Below are 18480 nucleotides of genomic sequence, written 5' to 3' on the forward strand. Positions count from 1 at the left end.
TAATTAAAATTAAATTTTTATATTTGCATCATTCGTTCATTCAAATATTGAAAATGTTATCAAGAAAGGTTGAGGGATTAGACCCTGTGAAACCTTAGCAACCCTTTGCTCATGCAATGAAGGTGCTACGTTCTACCAAATTATTTTTTTTTGGACAGATAACTTACTGAAGTTCTTTTCAGCCATTTCCTGTGGCATTTTCAATTGTATTAAAATAATAGAATTGAAAGCTGAGCTTAAACATATTACTTTTTCGTATCACACCAATTCCGGTAAGGAATATAGCATCCCGTTGAGCTATCAGTTCTTTGGGAAAGACTTGTTTTCTGCACCGATTATTTTGGTGAATCATGCCTTAACCGGAAATTCAAATGTTTCTGGGGAAAAAGGATGGTGGAAACAATTAATTGGTGAAAAGCAGGTAATTGATACCCAGAGATTTACTGTTTTGTGTTTTAATATTCCAGGGAACGGGTTTGATGATTTTTTTGTAGATGAGTATGAAGATTTCACACCTTCAGATATTGCCAATATCTTTTTGAAAGGTCTTGAAGTTTTAAACATTAAAAAACTATATACCATTATAGGAGGTTCTTTGGGCGGGGCAATCGGTTGGGAAATGCTGGTGAAAAAACCGGATCTTGCCGATATTTTCATTCCTGTTGCCAGCGATTACAAAACCCACGATTGGCTTCACGCACAATGCCTGGTTCAGAAATTTCTGCTAAATCAACCTAATGAGCCTCTACAGAAAGCCAGGATTCATGCGATGTTATGCTACCGAACGCCACAGTCTTTAAATGATAGATTTCAAAATAAATTTAACAACGAAAAAGACAGATTAGAATCTGAAGACTGGCTTATTCATCATGGAAATACATTAAACGAAAGATTTAGTTTAAAATCTTACAGGTTGATGAATCATCTGCTGATGAATATCAATGCAGAAGAGGAAAAATTAGAGAAAATTCAATCTCGAATGCACATGATCTCCGTTGATACCGATTTATTTTTCCCGGCTTCTGAAATACGAATGGGCTTCGAAAAACTTAAGGAGAAAAAGGAAAATGTCTTTTATCACGAGATCACTTCAATACATGGGCACGATGCCTTTTTAATGGAATACGAACAATTAAATACAATCATTAAAAATATATTAAGATGAAAAATAATACCAACGAAATAAAATTTTTAAAAAACAGATCCATCATCAAATTTGAAGGGGAAGATTTTCTTGGAGAAATAGGGATTGATGGAAGAATTTTTAAGGCACTTACCTTAGCACGAATTAGCGTAGGAGTCATTTCTCAACAGGCTATTGAAAACGGATTATCTATTTTGGTGCATGAAAATGATTCTGAAAAAGCAGTAAATTGCTTAATTGATGAGTTTGAAGCAGAAAGAAAATCAGGAAAGGTTTCCCAAATTTACAGCATCAATAATGTTTCGGTTTTAGGCTTTGTTACCGAAGATTTCAATAAAGTATTGGCAGAATTGGCAAGAAATAATGTGTTTCCTTTACTTTTGAACCAAAATGCAGCTGAAAAAAGAGTAAATATTGTCGTAACTTCTTCACAAGACGAGAAATCAAAAAATATTATTGAGTCTGAAATTTCTAAAAAGCCGAAAACGGTTCATTTAGCGATTATTGGTCACGGAAATGTGGGTGAAACATTAATAGAACAGGTTTTAGAGTCTTCAGAAGAAATCAGAAGGCGTAAAAAAATAGACCTTAAAATAGTAGCAGTCGCTAATTCTAAAAAAATAGCTTTCAATAAAAAAGGTTTTGATAAAAACTGGAATGATGAGGTACTCACCGCAGAAAATTCTTCGGATATTGAAAAACTCATCCAGTTTTCCAAAGACAATCAACTGGAAAACCTAATTGTGGTAGATAATACGGCAAGTAAAGATTTTGTAAACAATTATCCTGTTTTAGCAGAAAATGGTTTTGATCTGGTTTCATCCAACAAAATTTTCAATACACTTCCGATTTCAGAATACCGTCAGCTAAGATATATTTTGAATAAAAATAACAGAAGATATCTTTACGAAACCAATGTAGGTGCAGGATTACCTTTGATAGATACGATTAAATTACTCCATCTTTCCGGGGAAAATATCACAAGAATAAAAGGAGTTTTCTCAGGAACTTTAAGTTATGTATTTAATAATTTTTCTCTGAGAGAAGACAGATTTTCTGTCATTATCAAAGAAGCATTAGAAAAAGGCTTTACAGAGCCAGATCCCAGAGAAGATTTATCCGGAAATGATGTTGCAAGAAAACTACTGATTTTGGCAAGAGAATTAGATTTAATTAATGAATTTAATGATATAAAAATTCAAAATTTAGTTCCTAAAACTTTGCAGTCGGTTTCAAAGCAGGAATTTCTTGAAAGGTTGGAAGAATTGGATGAAGAATACGAAAAATTGAAGAAAAACCAAGAGCCTGATCATGTTTTAAGGTATGTGGGAGATCTTCATGGAGATTTACAGAAAGAAAAAGGTGAGCTCGATGTAAAACTTGTTTCCGTATCTGCGACGTCAGCTTTAGGACAGTTAAAAGGTTCAGATTCAATTTTCGAAATCTATACCGAAAGTTATGGTGAAAATCCAATCGTTATTATGGGAGCCGGAGCGGGAGCTAAAGTGACAGCAAGAGGCGTTTTTGGAGATATTTTAAGACTTAGTGAAACCAAATAATTTTTGTACAACGTACAAAGTAAAATGTATTAATGATGAACAACGAAGAAAAACCATCAACAGAGAACCTTCAACCTTCAGTCAATTTTGAAACTCTTGCGATAAGAACCCAAACGGAAAGAACTCAGTTTGATGAGCATTCTACGCCGCTTTTTCTTACATCAAGCTTTGTTTTTGAGGATGCAGAAGATATGAGAGCAAGTTTTGCTGAAGAGAAATCGAAAAATTTATACAGCCGTTTTTCAAATCCGAACGTCTCCGAATTTACAGACAAAATCGTACAAATGGAAGGCGCAGAAGCGGGATATGCTTTTGCTACAGGAATGGCGGCTATTTATTCAACATTTGCGAGTTTGCTCAATGCAGGCGATCACATTGTGAGCTGTCAGTCGGTTTTTGGTTCAACTCATACTCTGTTTACAAAATATTTCCCTAAATGGAATATTGAAACGACTTATTTTAAAGCAAATGATGCCGGAAATGTTGAAAAATATATTCAGCCAAACACCAGAATACTTTATCTTGAAACCCCTACAAATCCTGCCATCGAAGTTTTGGATCTCGAATTTTTCGGAAAAATAGCCAGAAAGCATAATCTTCTGTTTATTGTAGATAACTGCTTTGCCACACCTTATCTTCAACAGCCCATAAAGTATGGAGCAGATATTGTGGTGCATTCTGCTACCAAATTAATTGACGGTCAAGGTCGAGTTTTGGGTGGTGTTGCCGTGGGAAAGGCAGATTTAATCCGTGAGATTTATCTCTTTGCGAGAAATACAGGACCGGCAATGTCTCCATTTAATGCCTGGGTTTTATCTAAAAGTTTAGAAACTTTAGCCATCCGTGTTGAAAAACATTGCGAAAATGCCTTAAAAGTAGCAGAATTTTTAGAAAATCATCCTCAGGTAGAATTGGTGAAATATCCTTTCCTAAAGTCTCATCCTAGTTACGAAATTGCCAAAAAGCAAATGAGATTAGGAGGGAATATTGTTGCCTTTGAAATTAAAGGAGGCATAGAAGGCGGAAGAAATTTTTTAGACAAAATTAAAATGTGTTCTCTTTCTGCCAATCTTGGTGATACAAGAACGATAGTAACGCATCCGGCTTCTACAACGCATTCTAAACTGTCTGATGACGAAAGAAATGAAGTTGGCATTACTGCAGGTTTGGTTCGTTGCTCTGTTGGTTTGGAGCATGTGGATGATATTATTGCAGATCTGAAACAAGCGTTGGATTAATTCAATGAATGGGCTTTAGCCTGTTTGAATATAAAAGAAAAAATGGCTTTAGCCTAAATATAAAATGAAAAATTCAGAACAATTATACAAAGCATTATCCGACAGAATTTTAGTTCTGGACGGAGCAATGGGAACTATGTTGCAGCGGTACAAATTTGAAGAAGAAGATTATCGTGGCGAACGTTTCAAGGATTGGGAACATCCGGTAAAAGGAAATAACGATTTACTTTCATTAACGCAGCCTCATGCAATAAAGGAAGTTCATAAAAAATACTTGGAAGCTGGGGCAGATATTATAGAAACCAATACGTTTTCGGGAACTACGATTGCGATGGCAGATTATCACATGCAGGATTTGGTGTATGAATTGAACTATGAATCTGCAAAAATTGCCAGAAAAGTTTGTGATGAATTCACAGCTCAAAATCCTGATAAACCGCGATTTGTTGCCGGTTCTATCGGGCCTACCAACAGAACAGCGAGTTTAAGTCCTGATGTTAATGATCCGGGTTTTCGGGCGATTACTTTTGAAGAATTGCGTGTAGCTTACAAACAGCAATGTGAAGCTTTATTAGACGGAGGTTCAGATATTTTGCTGGTGGAAACCATCTTTGATACCTTAAATGCCAAAGCGGCATTATTTGCTATTGATGAAATTCAGGAAGAAAGAGGGATTTCAATTCCTATTATGGTTTCAGGAACAATTACCGATGCTTCAGGAAGAACATTAAGCGGACAAACCGCAGAAGCATTCTTGATTTCTGTTTCACACCTAAATTTATTAAGTGTGGGTTTTAATTGTGCACTCGGAGCCAATCAGTTAACTCCCTATTTAGAAACATTGTCACATAATTCAGAGTTCCATATTTCAGCTTACCCGAATGCGGGTCTTCCCAATGCTTTCGGGCAGTATGATGAATCTCCGGAATTTATGGCTGAACAGATCAGAGAATATGCCGAGAAAGGTTTAATTAATATTATTGGTGGATGTTGTGGTACAACACCAGACCATATTAAAGCAATTGCAGATTTGGTACAAACCTACCAGCCAAGAAAACTTAACGTAACAATATAACAATGCATCAGTTTATTAGTTGTCTAACAAAATATTATTCTGAACGAAGTAAAGAATCATATTGTTATATGGGTAAACTTTTATATTGGTAAATTAAAAGATGAAATACTTAAAATTATCAGGGCTTGAGCCCCTTATTATAACTCCGGAGTCTAATTTTATTAATGTTGGAGAGAGAACCAATGTGGCGGGTTCCAAAAAATTTCTTCGATTAATTAAAGAAGAAAAATTTTCAGAAGCTTTAGATATCGCCAGAGATCAGGTAGATGGAGGAGCTCAGATTTTGGATGTCAATTTTGATGACGGTCTTATTGATGGTAAAGCTTCCATGGTCAAATTCCTTAATCTTATTGGGTCAGAGCCGGATATCTCTAAAATTCCGATTATGATTGATTCTTCCAAATGGGAAATTTTGGAAACCGGTCTTCAGGTGGTACAGGGTAAATGCGTGGTAAATTCCATCAGTTTAAAAGAAGGAAAAGAAGAGTTCGTAAAACACGCCAAAGCTATTAAGAGATACGGTGCGGCGGTTATTGTGATGGCTTTTGATGAGGTTGGGCAGGCTGATAATTACGAAAGAAGAATTGAAATTACCAAAAGATCGTACGATATATTGGTTAATGAGGTTAAATTTCCTGCAGAAGATATAATTTTCGATTTAAATATATTTCCGGTAGCTACGGGAATGGAAGAACATCGCAAAAATGCCATCGATTTTATTGAGGCAACGCGCTGGGTTCGTCAGAATCTTCCGTATGCGTCTGTGAGCGGAGGAGTTTCTAATGTTTCGTTTTCATTTCGTGGGAATGATACCGTGAGAGAAGCCATGCACTCGGTTTTCCTGTATCACGCTATTCAGGCTGGGATGAATATCGGAATCGTAAATCCTGCAATGCTCGAGGTTTATGATGAAATAAATAAAGAGCTTCTGGAATTAGTTGAAGATGTGATTCTTGACAGAAGAGATGATGCCACCGAAAGGCTTTTAGATTATTCTGAACGTAATAAATCGGTTAAAAAGGAAAAAACAGAAGAACTTGAATGGCGTACCCACTCTTTACAGGACAGAATTACCCATTCTTTAGTGAAAGGAATAGATCGTTTTATAGAAGAAGATGTAGAAGAAGCAAGGCTTCAGTCTGAAAGACCACTGCATGTGATTGAAGTTAATCTGATGGTGGGAATGGGTGTTGTGGGCGACCTTTTCGGAAGCGGGAAAATGTTCCTTCCACAGGTTGTAAAATCTGCCCGTGTTATGAAAAAGGCGGTAGCATATCTTCAGCCGTTCATAGAGGCAGAAAAAGATCATACCCAGAAAGCCAATGGTAAAATTCTGATGGCTACGGTAAAAGGCGATGTTCACGATATTGGTAAAAATATCGTAAGTGTAGTTTTGGGCTGTAATAATTACGAAATTGTTGATTTGGGGGTGATGGTTCCTGCCGAAAAAATCATTCAGGCGGCTGTTGAGCATCAGGTGGATGTGATTGGTTTGAGCGGATTGATTACGCCAAGTTTGGACGAAATGGTGTATATCGCTTCAGAATTAGAGAGACAAAATTTAGATTTTCCTTTATTGATAGGCGGTGCAACTACTTCAAAAGCCCATACCGCTGTGAAAATAGATTTAAAATATAAAAATGCCGTTGTGCATGTTAATGACGCTTCCAGAGCGGTAAATGTAGTGAGTTCATTATTGGGTGACAGAAACAAAGAATATGTTGAAGATTTAAAAACCGATTATTCAGATTTTAGAGAAAAATTTCTGAACAGGCAGGTGGAAAAAAATTATGCTTCTCTTGAAGATGCCCGAAAGAATAAGTTTAAAATAGATTGGGAAAAAGAAGAAATTTTTACACCGAACAATTTAGGTATTCAGGTTTTTGAAAATCAGGATTTGAGAGAATTATTACCTTTTATCGATTGGTCGCCGTTTTTCAGAAGCTGGGATCTCCATGGGAAATATCCGGATATTTTAGAAGATGAGGTAGTAGGAACTCAGGCAACAGAATTATTTAAAGATGCACAGGTTATTTTAAAAAGAATTTTAGATGAAAAACTATTGACGGCAAAAGCAGTTTTCGGAATCTTTAAAGCAAATTCCAATGAAACGGATGATATTTTGATCTTCGATGAAAATGGTGTTCGGCAGTCAAAATTCATTACTTTAAGACAACAGGCACAGCGTTCTCAGGGAAAAGATTATCTGGCTTTAAGCGATTTTATTGCTCCTCAAAATTCAGAAAAAACCGATTATGTGGGAGCTTTCTGTGTAACAACAGGTTTCGGAACCGATGAACTGGCTGAAGAATATGAAAAAGCGAACGATGATTATAATGCGATTATGGTAAAAGCTTTGGCAGACCGTTTTGCAGAAGCTTATGCCGAATTTTTGCATAAAAAAGTCCGTACAGAATATTGGGGCTACGCCAATCAGGAAAATTTAAGCAACGAAGAATTAATTGCCGAAAAATATAAAGGAACCCGCCCTGCTCCTGGATATCCTGCATGTCCGGATCATTTGGAAAAGCATGCAATTTGGGACTTGCTAAAAGTAGAAGAAAAAATTGGAGTTTATTTAACCGAAAGCTTAGCGATGTTCCCAACGGCATCGGTTTCGGGGTATTATTTCGGAAGCCCACACGCCAAATATTTTGGTTTGGGTAAAATTGACGAAGACCAGTTGAAAGAATATTCCGAAAGAAAAGGTATTTCTTTACAGGAAGCAAGAAAATGGCTGAATCCTAATTTGGCAGATGGAATTTAAGCTGAAAAAACAAAAAATTAAACTTACTATCATTACATGAAAATCACCGACCATATAAAAAATGCAAACGGAAAAACTTTATTCTCTCTCGAAGTTGTTCCGCCTCAAAAAGGTATTGGAATTGAAGATTTATATAAAAATATAGACCCTTTAATGGAATTTAAACCTCCGTTTATTGATGTCACCACTTCCAGAGAAGAATATATCTACATTGATAAAGGTAATGGTTTGATGGAACGCCGAATCACCAGAATGCGTCCGGGAACTTTAGGGATTTGTGCCGCAATTCAGCATAAATATAATATAGATACCGTTCCGCATTTGCTTTGCGGAGGTTTTACCAAAGAAGAAACCGAATATCTTTTGGTAGATTGTATGTATCTGGGAATTGATAATATTATGGCACTTCGTGGCGATGCGATGAAAGGACTTCAGTATTTTGAGCCAACTCAGGGAGGTCATGCGAGTGCAATGGATTTGGTTCATCAAATTAATGATTTGGGGAGAGGTAAATATCTTCACAATCAGGACGAAATTTGTGATGAACACAACAAATTCTGCATAGGCGTGGCCGGTTATCCCGAGAAGCATATGGAAGCACCCTCTATGAATTATGATCTGAAATGGTTAAAACAAAAAGTTGATGCCGGTGCAGATTATATTGTGACGCAAATGTTTTTCGACAATAAAAAATTTATAGAGTTTGTGAAGAAAGCAAGGGAAATGGGAATTACTGTTCCTATTATTCCCGGAATTAAGCCTATTGCAACCAAAAAGCATTTGAAATTACTGCCTCAGGTATTTAAAATAGATTTACCGGAGGATTTAATTAACGCTGTTGAAAATGCCAGAAATAATGAAGCAGTTAAACAAATTGGGATAGAGTGGGCAGTCAGCCAGTGCAGAGAGTTGCTGGATTTCGGAGTTCCTGTACTGCACTTTTATTCTATGGGTAAAAGTGATAATATTAAGAAAGTGGCAGGAGAACTTTTTTAATTGAATATTTAAAATTAGGGCGGAGCCTTTGGCTCCGCCCTAATTTTATCCTGAAAAATTCAACTTTATGCTGTAGTATCGGGTGCAAAAACTCTTTTTGCCAATTCCTGATCAAAAAGATATAACGCAGACGGATTATCGGATACCATTTTAATTTTCGTTACCAACTGAGAGGCACTTGCTTCTTCTTCTACCTGCTCATTAATAAACCACTGCAAGAATGATGTAGTTGCAAAATCTCCTTCCTCATTGGCATTTTTAACAATGTTAAAAATACTTTTTGTTACTTTTTTCTCATGCTCCAGAGCCTTTTCAAAAATGTCGATTGCACTTTCGAATTCATGTGGAGGTTTAGAGATTTCCCCTAAAATAATGTTACTCCCAACATCGTTAAGATAATCAAACATTTTGTCGGCATGCATTAGTTCTTCTTTGCTTTGTACACGGAAGTAATTGGCAATTCCGTCTAAATCTTTTGAAGAAAACCATGCAGACATCGAGAGATAATATTGTGCTGCGTACTGCTCATGAGCAATTTGCTCGTTAATGAGCTGTGCAATTTTTTCACTAACCATAATATAAATTTGTATTCAAAAATAATCATTAAAAGGGAAATTCAAAAGTTTTAGACTCAATTTAAGTTTAGAACGAATACAAAAAGGACAGGAAATATCCTGCCCTTTCAACATTAAAATCAAAATTATAAACTACTTTTCTTTTTACATAGAAGCATCCGGATGAGGTTTTTTCATCATTTTTCTTTCCCCATTTACTGCTCTGTCTTTCATCATCGCCTTTCTTTCTTCTATTTTTGCTTTTCTGGAAGCCTGCCATTTTTCAAACTGATCTGGTGAAAGAATGTTCTTCATTTCGTTGTCCATTTGTTGTTTTCGGGCTTTCATCTGCTCAAATTTTGCCTGTCTTTCACCTTTGTTTTTCTCGAACTCTTCACGCATTTCAGCTTTGCGTTGTTCGTGTAAGTTTTTTATTTTATCTACCTGAGCTTGGTTCAAATTCAGTTCCTTTTGCATATCAGAGAGTCTTTGCTGTTCCTTCATCTCCATTTTTTTCTGCATTTCTTCTTTATTAAATTTTTTACCATCTGGTTTTATTTGCGCCATTGCTAAACTTCCTGTTGCAATAAATAACGCTAATACTAATTTTTTCATGGGTTTGAATATGTATTTGTTATATCTTTTTGATGAAAAAAAATAGTTGAGGTTAAAAATTAAATTCATAAAATAAGTTAAATTTTATTATTAAATATTTAATAATATTTTAAAAATAAAAGAGAGTAAATAAAAATATTTACTCTCAATACCACTCAAATATAATATATGAAAACTAAAAAAAACTAATTTCTTACTAAATTTCCTCGGAATCCTGAACTTCTTCCCTCGCCACGGTTATTATTTTCCTGTCTTGGCATGCTGTTCTGAATTCTTGGACTTGAATTTTCCATTCTTGGCTGGTTTCTAAATCCTCCGTTGTCTCTCGGAGTTATAACCTGAGGTCTGGGAGACTCAAAATTTCTAGGTTGATTATTTCTGAAACCACCATTATCTCTTGGAGTAATTACTTCTGGACTTGATGCATTGGGAGTACTTGGCTGATTATTTCTAAAACCGCCATTGTCTCTTCCTCCAAATCCGGAATTTCCTCTCGTTCCCATATCCGGATTTCTAAAACCTGAATTGGATCTTGTATTTCCAGTATCGTTTCGGAATCCTGAATTTCCATTCGGAGTACCATTTCTAAAGCCAGAATTTCTTACAACATTCAGTGTAGGATTATCATTTCTAAAACTGTTTCTATCTACTCTGTAAACATTAATATTTACGTTTCTATATCGCGGCATCACCCGAAATCTCGGAACATAATAAGTTCTTCTATAATTCTGGAAATAAGCAATAGGATTGTAACCATTATAATATCTGTTTTGGAAAACTACAAATACTCTTGGTCCTAAAATTCTTTCCATTGCATAAAACCTGTCATAATACCATCTGTCCGGATTGTATCGGTAAAAATTATCCCAAGCTGCAAAATTAGAATAGAGATTATTAAGGTATAAAATCTGATCTATTTGCCAACGGTTGAGTCTCTGCTGTACAAAAAAACGATTCCAGTCTATATTATAGATACTTTGTCGGTAATCATTATAATAACTTTGGTAATAATCCTGTGGATAATAATCTTGCGGATAATTGTAATAGTAATCGTCTGGGAACAAATTTCGGTCATCTTCGTCACTATAATAGTCATCATTATTGCCGTAATAACCATTGTTGCCCCATCCGTTATTTGGATATTGCTGCGCAAAAGCAAAAGATGCTAAGCCGAGCGCTAATCCTATAAATATTTTTTTCATTTCTTAAATAGTTAATTGGTTGGTTAAATAAAAACTTTCGTTCTTGTCTTTTTGATGCAAATACAAAAAAGAAGTTAAATCTTAAGATTTAACTTCAGGTTTAATTTATTTTAAATATTTGATAATCAGTGAAATATTTTTTAGTTTCTTCCGCTGTCATTAATCCATTCTGAAATTTTTTGGTTAAATTCTGAATAATTCACAAGAGTATCCAAATTTACATGCATTCTGTATCGCCAATAGTGAGGAAATACTGCGGGATTATTAATTCTCTCATTGTCTTCAAGATGATTAACTAGATTATAATCTGTGGCAAAAAATTCCTGAATAGGAAAAATAACCAACATAGCATCATTATACAAATGCTGTTTCATAATTATTTCAGCTAAATATGGTTCTAAATTTTCAGGAGCTTTTCCGAACTGTCCTAATTGCTCATTAAAATATTTCTGAGTTAATTCCGCATTTTCTTTCCACCATTGTCTTAATGTAGAACTATCGTGCGAAGAAGCGGTTACCACATTCATATATCCAGCATTTTTCGGATTGTAAAACGGAATGCTTTCTGATGGCATTCTTTGTACTTTTAGCGCGATAATGGCTAATTCGTCCATTACTTCAGGGACACACGCCGGAACTAATCCTAGATCTTCTCCGCAAATCAGCATATCTGTTGCATTTAGAATCACGGGAAGTTTCTCCATTGCACTTTGCTTCCATAATTGGTCTTGTCTTTTAAAGAAATAATCCTGATAAAGTTCATAAATAGAAGATTTTTCCCAATCGGTAAGGTAATAATAAGATTCTGTTCGGAATGCATTAAACCTTGGATGATAAACCGTTTCTCCATTTTTTTCTTCAGTTACAAAAAGAACATTCGCACAAAGTGTTATCAGATTTTCAGAAAAATCATCAGACTTTTCTTTGAAGTAATCTGAAATTTTTCTCTGAGTATTAAATTCTTCCTTGAACCTAAAAGTTCCATCTTCTTTCTTTTCTAAGAATTCGAGAGCTTTTTCGGTTTCATTTCCGAAATATTTCCTTACAATTTCTTCATTGATGAATGGTGTACAATATCTTTCAAAATTAAAAGGGATATGACGGATGTTGAATTCTTCTGTTGTTACAGGAACTGCGGGATAAAAATATCCTAAAATGCCTTGTGTAGCAGAAATTGGCATTCTCCAGATCCGGAAAAACCCTAGAATATGGTCTATTCGCATTGCATCAAAATATTGTTCCAATGCTTTGAAACGGTTTTTCCACCATTGGTATTGGTCTGCCTTCATAGCTTCCCAATTATAAGTTGGGAATTCCCAGTTTTGTCCGATTTCTGTAAATTGATCTGGTGGTGCTCCTGCCTGAAAATTCATACCGAAAAGTTCAGGTTCTGTCCAAGCTTCAACAGAATATCTGTAAATACCAATGGGTAAATCACCTTTTAATGAAACTCCTACGGAATGGATATATTGCAGAGCTTCCTTTAACTGCCGATGAAGCTGATACTGAACCCAGGAATGCAGCATAGCTTCTTCGTAATCTTTATTTTTTGGATTGAAAAATGGAGCAACTTTTCCTGCAATATATTTTTTGTGAGTTTTCCAGTGATTGAAATTTGGGGTTTTATTTTTATCTCTCAATACACAGAAAGCTGAGTAAGGAAGAAGCCAACGTTCATTGTCTTTAAGGAATTTTTTAAAATTTCTGTCTTTAAAAATATTCTCTTTTTCAGATTGAAAAATGGCTTTCAGATATTTCCATTTACCTGCAATCATTTTTTCGTAATCGATAAGATTCAGCGAATTTAAGTAAGCTTTTTCTTTTAGAAAATCGTTTTCTAAATGTTGAGGAATCTCATAATCAAGATTTTCAAGAGAAATGTACTGTGGATGTAACGCATATACAGAAATCGCGGCATACGGATAAGAATCTGTCCAAGTGTAATTTGCGGTGGTATCATTAATGGGTAAAACCTGAATAATTCCCAGTGAGGTTTTCTGTGCCCATTCTGCAAGTTTTTTCAAATCTGAAAATTCACCAACTCCAAAACCGTTTTCAGAACGTAAAGAAAAAACGGGAACTGCAACTCCTGCAGCATGATACATATATTGAGATTTGAATTTGAAATAATAGTCATTCATTATTTGCAGCACTTCCTTTTGGCTGTTTGGGAAAGCCGATCGGTTACTGCCTGTTTCTACATCGATTATTTTTTGAAGTTTGTTATCGAAAACCGAATATTTATATTCTATGATATTGTTTTCAGGAATTTCTACGGCAGCTTCCCAAATTCCTGCATCGGTTTGTACCATGCGAACTGCTTTGCCATAGTTCCATCCGCCTAAAGATGGTGTATTGCCAATAATTGCTATTTCCCAATCGGGGTTATACAGCGGAGCTTCAATTTTAAAGAGATGCGTATTTTTTTTTAAAATAGAAACCTTTTTAAAAGATAGGTTTCTGAGCTTATTCTTTAATATTTTGTTGTTGAGATAATTTTCGGGAAGATTCTTAGAATTCCACTCATCAAAAATTGCAAATTCTTTATAATTGTGAGGGAAGTTCAGAAGATGATTCACAGGTTCTTTTCTTAAAATATTCCCTTCATTATCTGCGATATGATAGTAATATTCTATGTTTTTAGAAAAAAAATCTATTTCAACTTTCCAAGCTCCGTTGCCTGTATGAAACATTTTATGGCTTCTTGGTGGTAAATTTTTTTCTAAAAGGATGAGTTCTAAATTTTCACCCGGTTTTGTATAATAGATTATATTGAAATATAATTTCATCTCATATTTTTTTTAAAAATACGGTTAAAATTTTGAAAATTAATACGTAACCAAATCAAATTTTCATTAAAAAACCTCTTCTGTAATGGAAGAGGTGGAGATTTTTAGTATTTTCAGAAAATTATTTTGTTACTAATATTTTTTTTGACAATAAAACTTTCCCTTTATCATTTTTAATATTTACTAAATAAGCTCCTGTTGGAACATTTCTTAAGTTAATCTGCTGAGAAAGATTTCCGCCTTTCACAAATAAGTTTGTATTAAAAATTACTTTTCCGGAGGCATCCAAAACCGCTAATTTAATATTTCCCTGAATATTTTTGTCATTCACATTCACGGTAAAAGACTGATCTTCTATTTTAGTAGGAAAAACATCAATATTTGCCATTGCTGGCGTTGCTGTAACTCTGTCGTTTACAAAATATTTGCTTGCCAAGTCGTAAATATGAAGGTTTTGCTCTCCGGGAAGTTGCTTTGCTTCAAGGTTTTTTAAGCTTAATTCGTATAAGGGTGCTCCTTTTGCACTGGCAATTACAATATTCCCTTTTGCATTTACGGCCGCTCCGTTTACCGAATAATTTTCGGGTAAGCCGCTTATTTTTCCGATAAATTTTGCCGTTAATTCTTTTGGTGAAATTTTAAAAATGTTTCCTGATACAGAAAATACATAAAAATTGTTGTCTGCATCGGCAATCATGTCTCCTCCGAAGCCGCTTTCTATCGCAGTAAAAGAATTTTTACCGTTTGAAACATCATCTTTAATAATTCCCAGATCTTTTACAGAATATTCTCCATTCTTTTTGCTTATCTGAATAAATTGTGTTCCGGCATTATTGATCGCATAAATATTTCCATCATATCCCGTAGCCATTCTGGTAATATGCGAATTAATATCGCATGGAGTTACTTTTGCAACAGAATTTTCAATTAAAGTAATTTCTTTTGTGTTTTGGTTTAAAATATACACATTGGACGAAAACATAGGCATGTAGACCAGATTGTTCCCGGATAAATCGTATGCCAATGCAGCTAGATTGTTGCCTGAGCATTGTGATAGGAGTTTTTATCTTCCGTTACAGCCGCTTTTTTCGATTGTGAAATTACATTGGTAGAAGTTGTAGATCCTAAAAGAGTTTTTCCTGAAGTACCATCTTCATTCATTGCACGAAAATCATTGAATTCAATTCTAGGAGAATCTTTGCCGGTAAGTGCAAAAAAATCTTGTTGTGCGCTTACAGAATGTGCTGCAAAAATGAAGAGGATAGGGAGTAAATGTTTTTTCATAATTAATTTGTTTTATGTATAAATGTTTTAATATGACTAAGTTACATTTTTTTTGAATTGAATGAAATAAAATGAAAAATTAAATTGAAAGTTGTTTTAAGATGAATTCTCAAAGATTTTAAATAAAAAAGCATTCAAAATAAATGAATGCTTTTTAAAAATTATTTAATGAAACCTCTGTTTCTTAAAAGTGGTTTAATGTCTGGATCGTGCCCAGTAAAATCTCGAAATGCCTGGTTAAGATCTACCGAGTTTCCTACAGAAAGAATATATTTTCTGAAACGGTCTCCGTTTTCACGGGTGAGGCCGCCATTATTTTCTATCCATTCCCAGGCATCACTGTCTAACGTTTCAGACCAGAGATAAGCATAATATCCTGCAGAATACCCACCGCCCCAAATGTGAGCAAAATAAGGACTATGATATCTAGGCGGAACCGTAGATAGAGTAAATCCGTTCTTTGCTAAAGATTGTTTTTCAAAATCCAAAACAGGAATGAGCTGGTTTTCACCAGTTACCGTATGCCAATCCATATCCAGTTCTGCGGCAGAAACCAATTCAGTAGTCATATATCCTTGGTTGAAAGTTACCGCTTTCTTTATTTTATCCACAAGAGTTTGTGGGATTGGTTTTTTAGTTTCGTAATGAAGAGCATAATTTTTCAGTACCGTAGGATTTAAAGCCCAATGCTCATTAATCTGTGATGGAAATTCAACAAAATCACGCGGTACATTTGTTCCTGAAAGAGAAGGATATTTTTGGCTTGCAAACATACCATGAATAGAGTGCCCAAACTCATGGAAGATAGTTTCCACATCATCAAAACTAATTAAAGAAGGCTTTCCTGCGGCGGGTTTCTGGTAATTATAGCAATTTACAATTACAGGTTTGGTTCCCAAAAGATAAGACTGTTCCACAAAATTGCTCATCCAAGCTCCGCCATTTTTAGAATCTCTTGTATAAAAATCCAGATAATAGATGGCTAAGGATTTCCCATCATGATCGAACACTTCATAAGTTACCACATCGGGGTGATAAACCGGTAGATCTGTTCTTTTTTTGAAGGTAAGACCGTAAAATTTTTCTGCAGCAAAGAATACACCTTTTTCCAAAACAGTGGTAATTTCAAAATAAGGTTTAATTTCGCTTTCATCAAGATCGAATTTAGCTTTTCTTACCTGTTCAGCATAATAATTCCAATCCCAAGGTTCTAGCTTGAAACCTCCTTTTTGCTGATCGATTAAATCCTGAATATCTTTAGCTTCTAGTTTTGCCGTTTCTACAGCAGGGATAGCCAATTGGTTCATAAGTTTGGATGCAGCTTCGGGAGTTTTTGCCATTTGATCCTGAAGTTTCCACTCTGCAAAACTTTTTTTACCTAAAACCTGTGCTTTTTTCAGTCTTAGTGCAGCTAATTTTTCGATGGTTTCTCTTGTATCGTTGCTGTCGTTTTTCTCGGCTCTCGTCCAAGAAGCCTTAAAAAGCTTTTCTCTTGTAGCTCTGTTTTTAAGATTTTGAAGAAGAGGTTGCTGCGTTGTATTTTGCAATGCCAACAAATATTGTCCTTCTTTTCCTGCATTTTTAGCATCATTTGCAGCGGCAGCAATTTCGTCGGCAGTAAGTCCGTCCAGTTCTTTTGCGTCAGAAAAAAATACTCCGCCCTGTTTTCTTGCTTCGAGTAATTTATTAGAATATTGTGTGGAAAGAGAAGCTAATTCCTGATTGATTTGTTTGAGTTTTTCTTTATCAGAGACCGATAAATTAGCTCCCGCAATTTCAAAATTTTGTTTGTAGAACTGCAGTAATTTTTTGCTTTCAGCATCTAAACCGTTTTCTGAAATCGATTTTATTCGCTGATAAAGCTTTTCATTCAGGTACATTTTATCAGAATGAGCTGCAAAAATGGGAGCATATTCTTCATCCAAAGCCTGAAGAGTAGGGTTGGTATTGGCTCCGGTTAGATTAGAAAAAATAATGATGGCTCTTTTCAGAACTTCGCCACTTTTCTCGAGAGCTACCAATGTATTATCAAAAGTAGCTTTTTCGGGATTGTTGGCGATTTTTAAAATTTCGGCATCGTGTTGCTTCAAGCCAAATTCAAAAGCAGGTTTAAAATGCTCGTTTTTAATTTTGTCGAATTCCGGAGCTTCATATTGCAGTTTGCTCTTCTTCATTAATGGATTGGATGAAAGAGAAGCATCGGGAACAGGAATTTCCTTTTGGATGTCTTGTGTTTTCATTGTTGTACATGAATAATTGAATGCTAATGCTGCCATCAGCAATACAGATGAGACGTTTTTAATATACATTGAATAAGTTTTTTCAAAAAAATAATCTAAATCTGATATTTTCAGCTTTCTTTTAACTGCGGATTGTAACAGATTTCCTATTTTAGTTGTTAACAAAGTATAAAGATATTAAAAACTAAACTTTTTAAACATTATATCATGAAATACAGTACAATTTTACTTTTCTCAGGATTTATTTTACTCTCTTCATGCAAAAAGAACGACAGTAAAGAAAAAAAATCAGATTGGCTTCCCAATGTTACTCGTTCGGATCATGGACCTTCAAAAACAAAAGAATATACTGGTGATTTTGATGAAATTGAAATTTCTCAAGCTATTGAAGCTGAAATTATAAAATCTGATGTGGAAAAAGTGGTGATTTCTGCACCGGAAAATATTATTAATGAAATTTTGGTCGAAAATGATGGAAAGGAGCTCTATATTCATTACAAAAAAGGATTTAGGGTAATTAATAATACCAAAGTTAAGGCGAAAATTTATGCAAGAGATTTCTCTAAGCTGGAAGCTAATTCTGCAGCAACTATTGTGGTTAGAGATCAGTTTACGCAGGATAAAACAGATTTGGAGATTTCCAGCAGCGGACATATTTCCGGAAAATTAGAAGCCAACGAATTTAAAATTGATGCAGGAAGCAGCGGAAGTTTTAAAGGTAATATCTGGGCTGTTAATCTTGAAGTAGAAGCGTCTTCTTCGGCAACAGTAGAACTGTCGGGTAAAGCAAAAACTGCTACGCTAAAAGCTTCTTCGGGAAGTGATATTTCTGCGAAAAATCTATTGGCAGATTTGGTGAAAGGAGAGTCTTCCAGCGGAGCAAACATAGAAGTAGGAGTGGTTTCTCAGTTTGAAGGAAGTGCATCTTCCGGAGGAAGTTTGAAAGGCATAAAGAAAGGAAATGTAAATGTAGTTTCTAAAGAAGAAAGCAGTGGCGGAAGCGTAAGTCTTCAATAA

General features: G+C 35.0%; 14 protein-coding genes and 1 riboswitch. Of the genes, 7 read left to right on the forward strand and 7 right to left on the reverse strand.

Going from position 1 to position 18480, the window contains the following annotated elements; all coding sequences use genetic code 11:
* The first annotated feature begins 53 nt into the window (after positions 1-53).
* Positions 54-165: riboswitch (SAM riboswitch) on the forward strand.
* 58 nt (positions 166-223) lie between these two features.
* The 6 genes from MTP08_RS02325 (at position 224) to metF (ending at position 8779) form a co-directional block, all read left to right on the forward strand.
* Entirely contained in the window at positions 224-1165 is a 942-nt protein-coding gene (locus MTP08_RS02325) for an alpha/beta fold hydrolase (RefSeq protein WP_243576892.1), read from the forward strand.
* Positions 1162-2703 carry an ACT domain-containing protein gene (locus MTP08_RS02330; protein ID WP_243576893.1) on the forward strand — a complete coding sequence of 514 codons (1542 nt, stop codon included), beginning with the start codon at positions 1162-1164 and terminating at the stop codon, positions 2701-2703. Before MTP08_RS02325 ends, MTP08_RS02330 begins: the two co-directional genes overlap by 4 nt.
* Positions 2704-2735: 32 nt before the next feature.
* The gene (locus MTP08_RS02335) at positions 2736-3941 is read left to right on the forward strand and encodes an O-succinylhomoserine sulfhydrylase (RefSeq protein WP_243576894.1); all 1206 of its coding nucleotides are present in this window, start codon (positions 2736-2738) and stop codon (positions 3939-3941) included.
* 64 nt (positions 3942-4005) lie between these two features.
* Positions 4006-5016, forward strand: a complete 1011-nt coding sequence (locus MTP08_RS02340; protein ID WP_243576895.1) for a homocysteine S-methyltransferase family protein — start codon at positions 4006-4008, stop codon at positions 5014-5016.
* A gap of 100 nt (positions 5017-5116) precedes the next feature.
* Positions 5117-7783, forward strand: coding sequence for a methionine synthase (gene metH, locus MTP08_RS02345; RefSeq protein ID WP_243576896.1), 2667 nt, complete (start codon positions 5117-5119; stop codon positions 7781-7783).
* A 36-nt stretch (positions 7784-7819) separates the two neighbouring features.
* Positions 7820-8779 carry a methylenetetrahydrofolate reductase [NAD(P)H] gene (metF, locus tag MTP08_RS02350; RefSeq protein ID WP_243576897.1) on the forward strand — a complete coding sequence of 320 codons (960 nt, stop codon included), beginning with the start codon at positions 7820-7822 and terminating at the stop codon, positions 8777-8779.
* A gap of 65 nt (positions 8780-8844) precedes the next feature.
* Here metF and MTP08_RS02355 read toward each other — a convergent pair whose 3' ends face one another.
* The 7 genes from MTP08_RS02355 to MTP08_RS02385 form a co-directional block, all read right to left on the reverse strand.
* On the reverse strand, positions 8845-9354 hold the full coding sequence (locus MTP08_RS02355; RefSeq protein WP_209390716.1) for a ferritin: 510 nt from the start codon (positions 9352-9354) through the stop codon (positions 8845-8847).
* A 144-nt stretch (positions 9355-9498) separates the two neighbouring features.
* Positions 9499-9948, reverse strand: coding sequence for a hypothetical protein (locus MTP08_RS02360; protein ID WP_243576898.1), 450 nt, complete (start codon positions 9946-9948; stop codon positions 9499-9501).
* A gap of 185 nt (positions 9949-10133) precedes the next feature.
* Complete coding sequence (locus MTP08_RS02365) at positions 10134-11150, reverse strand: hypothetical protein (protein ID WP_243576899.1); 1017 nt, start codon at positions 11148-11150, stop codon at positions 10134-10136.
* A 140-nt stretch (positions 11151-11290) separates the two neighbouring features.
* Positions 11291-13939: a 4-alpha-glucanotransferase gene (locus MTP08_RS02370; protein ID WP_243576900.1), complete on the reverse strand. Its 2649-nt coding sequence runs from the start codon at positions 13937-13939 to the stop codon at positions 11291-11293.
* A 121-nt stretch (positions 13940-14060) separates the two neighbouring features.
* Positions 14061-14963 (reverse strand): T9SS type A sorting domain-containing protein, encoded by a 903-nt coding sequence (locus MTP08_RS02375; RefSeq protein WP_243576901.1) that lies wholly within the window; start codon positions 14961-14963, stop codon positions 14061-14063.
* A 5-nt stretch (positions 14964-14968) separates the two neighbouring features.
* Positions 14969-15223, reverse strand: coding sequence for a hypothetical protein (locus MTP08_RS02380; protein ID WP_243576902.1), 255 nt, complete (start codon positions 15221-15223; stop codon positions 14969-14971).
* A gap of 161 nt (positions 15224-15384) precedes the next feature.
* Complete coding sequence (locus tag MTP08_RS02385; RefSeq protein WP_243577712.1) at positions 15385-17526, reverse strand: M3 family metallopeptidase; 2142 nt, start codon at positions 17524-17526, stop codon at positions 15385-15387.
* 144 nt (positions 17527-17670) lie between these two features.
* Between MTP08_RS02385 and MTP08_RS02390 the strand changes: the two genes are divergently transcribed.
* Entirely contained in the window at positions 17671-18480 is an 810-nt protein-coding gene (locus MTP08_RS02390; RefSeq protein ID WP_243576903.1) for a head GIN domain-containing protein, read from the forward strand.

Source organism: Chryseobacterium oryzae (assembly GCF_022811665.1).
GTDB classification, from domain to species: Bacteria; Bacteroidota; Bacteroidia; order Flavobacteriales; family Weeksellaceae; genus Chryseobacterium; species Chryseobacterium oryzae.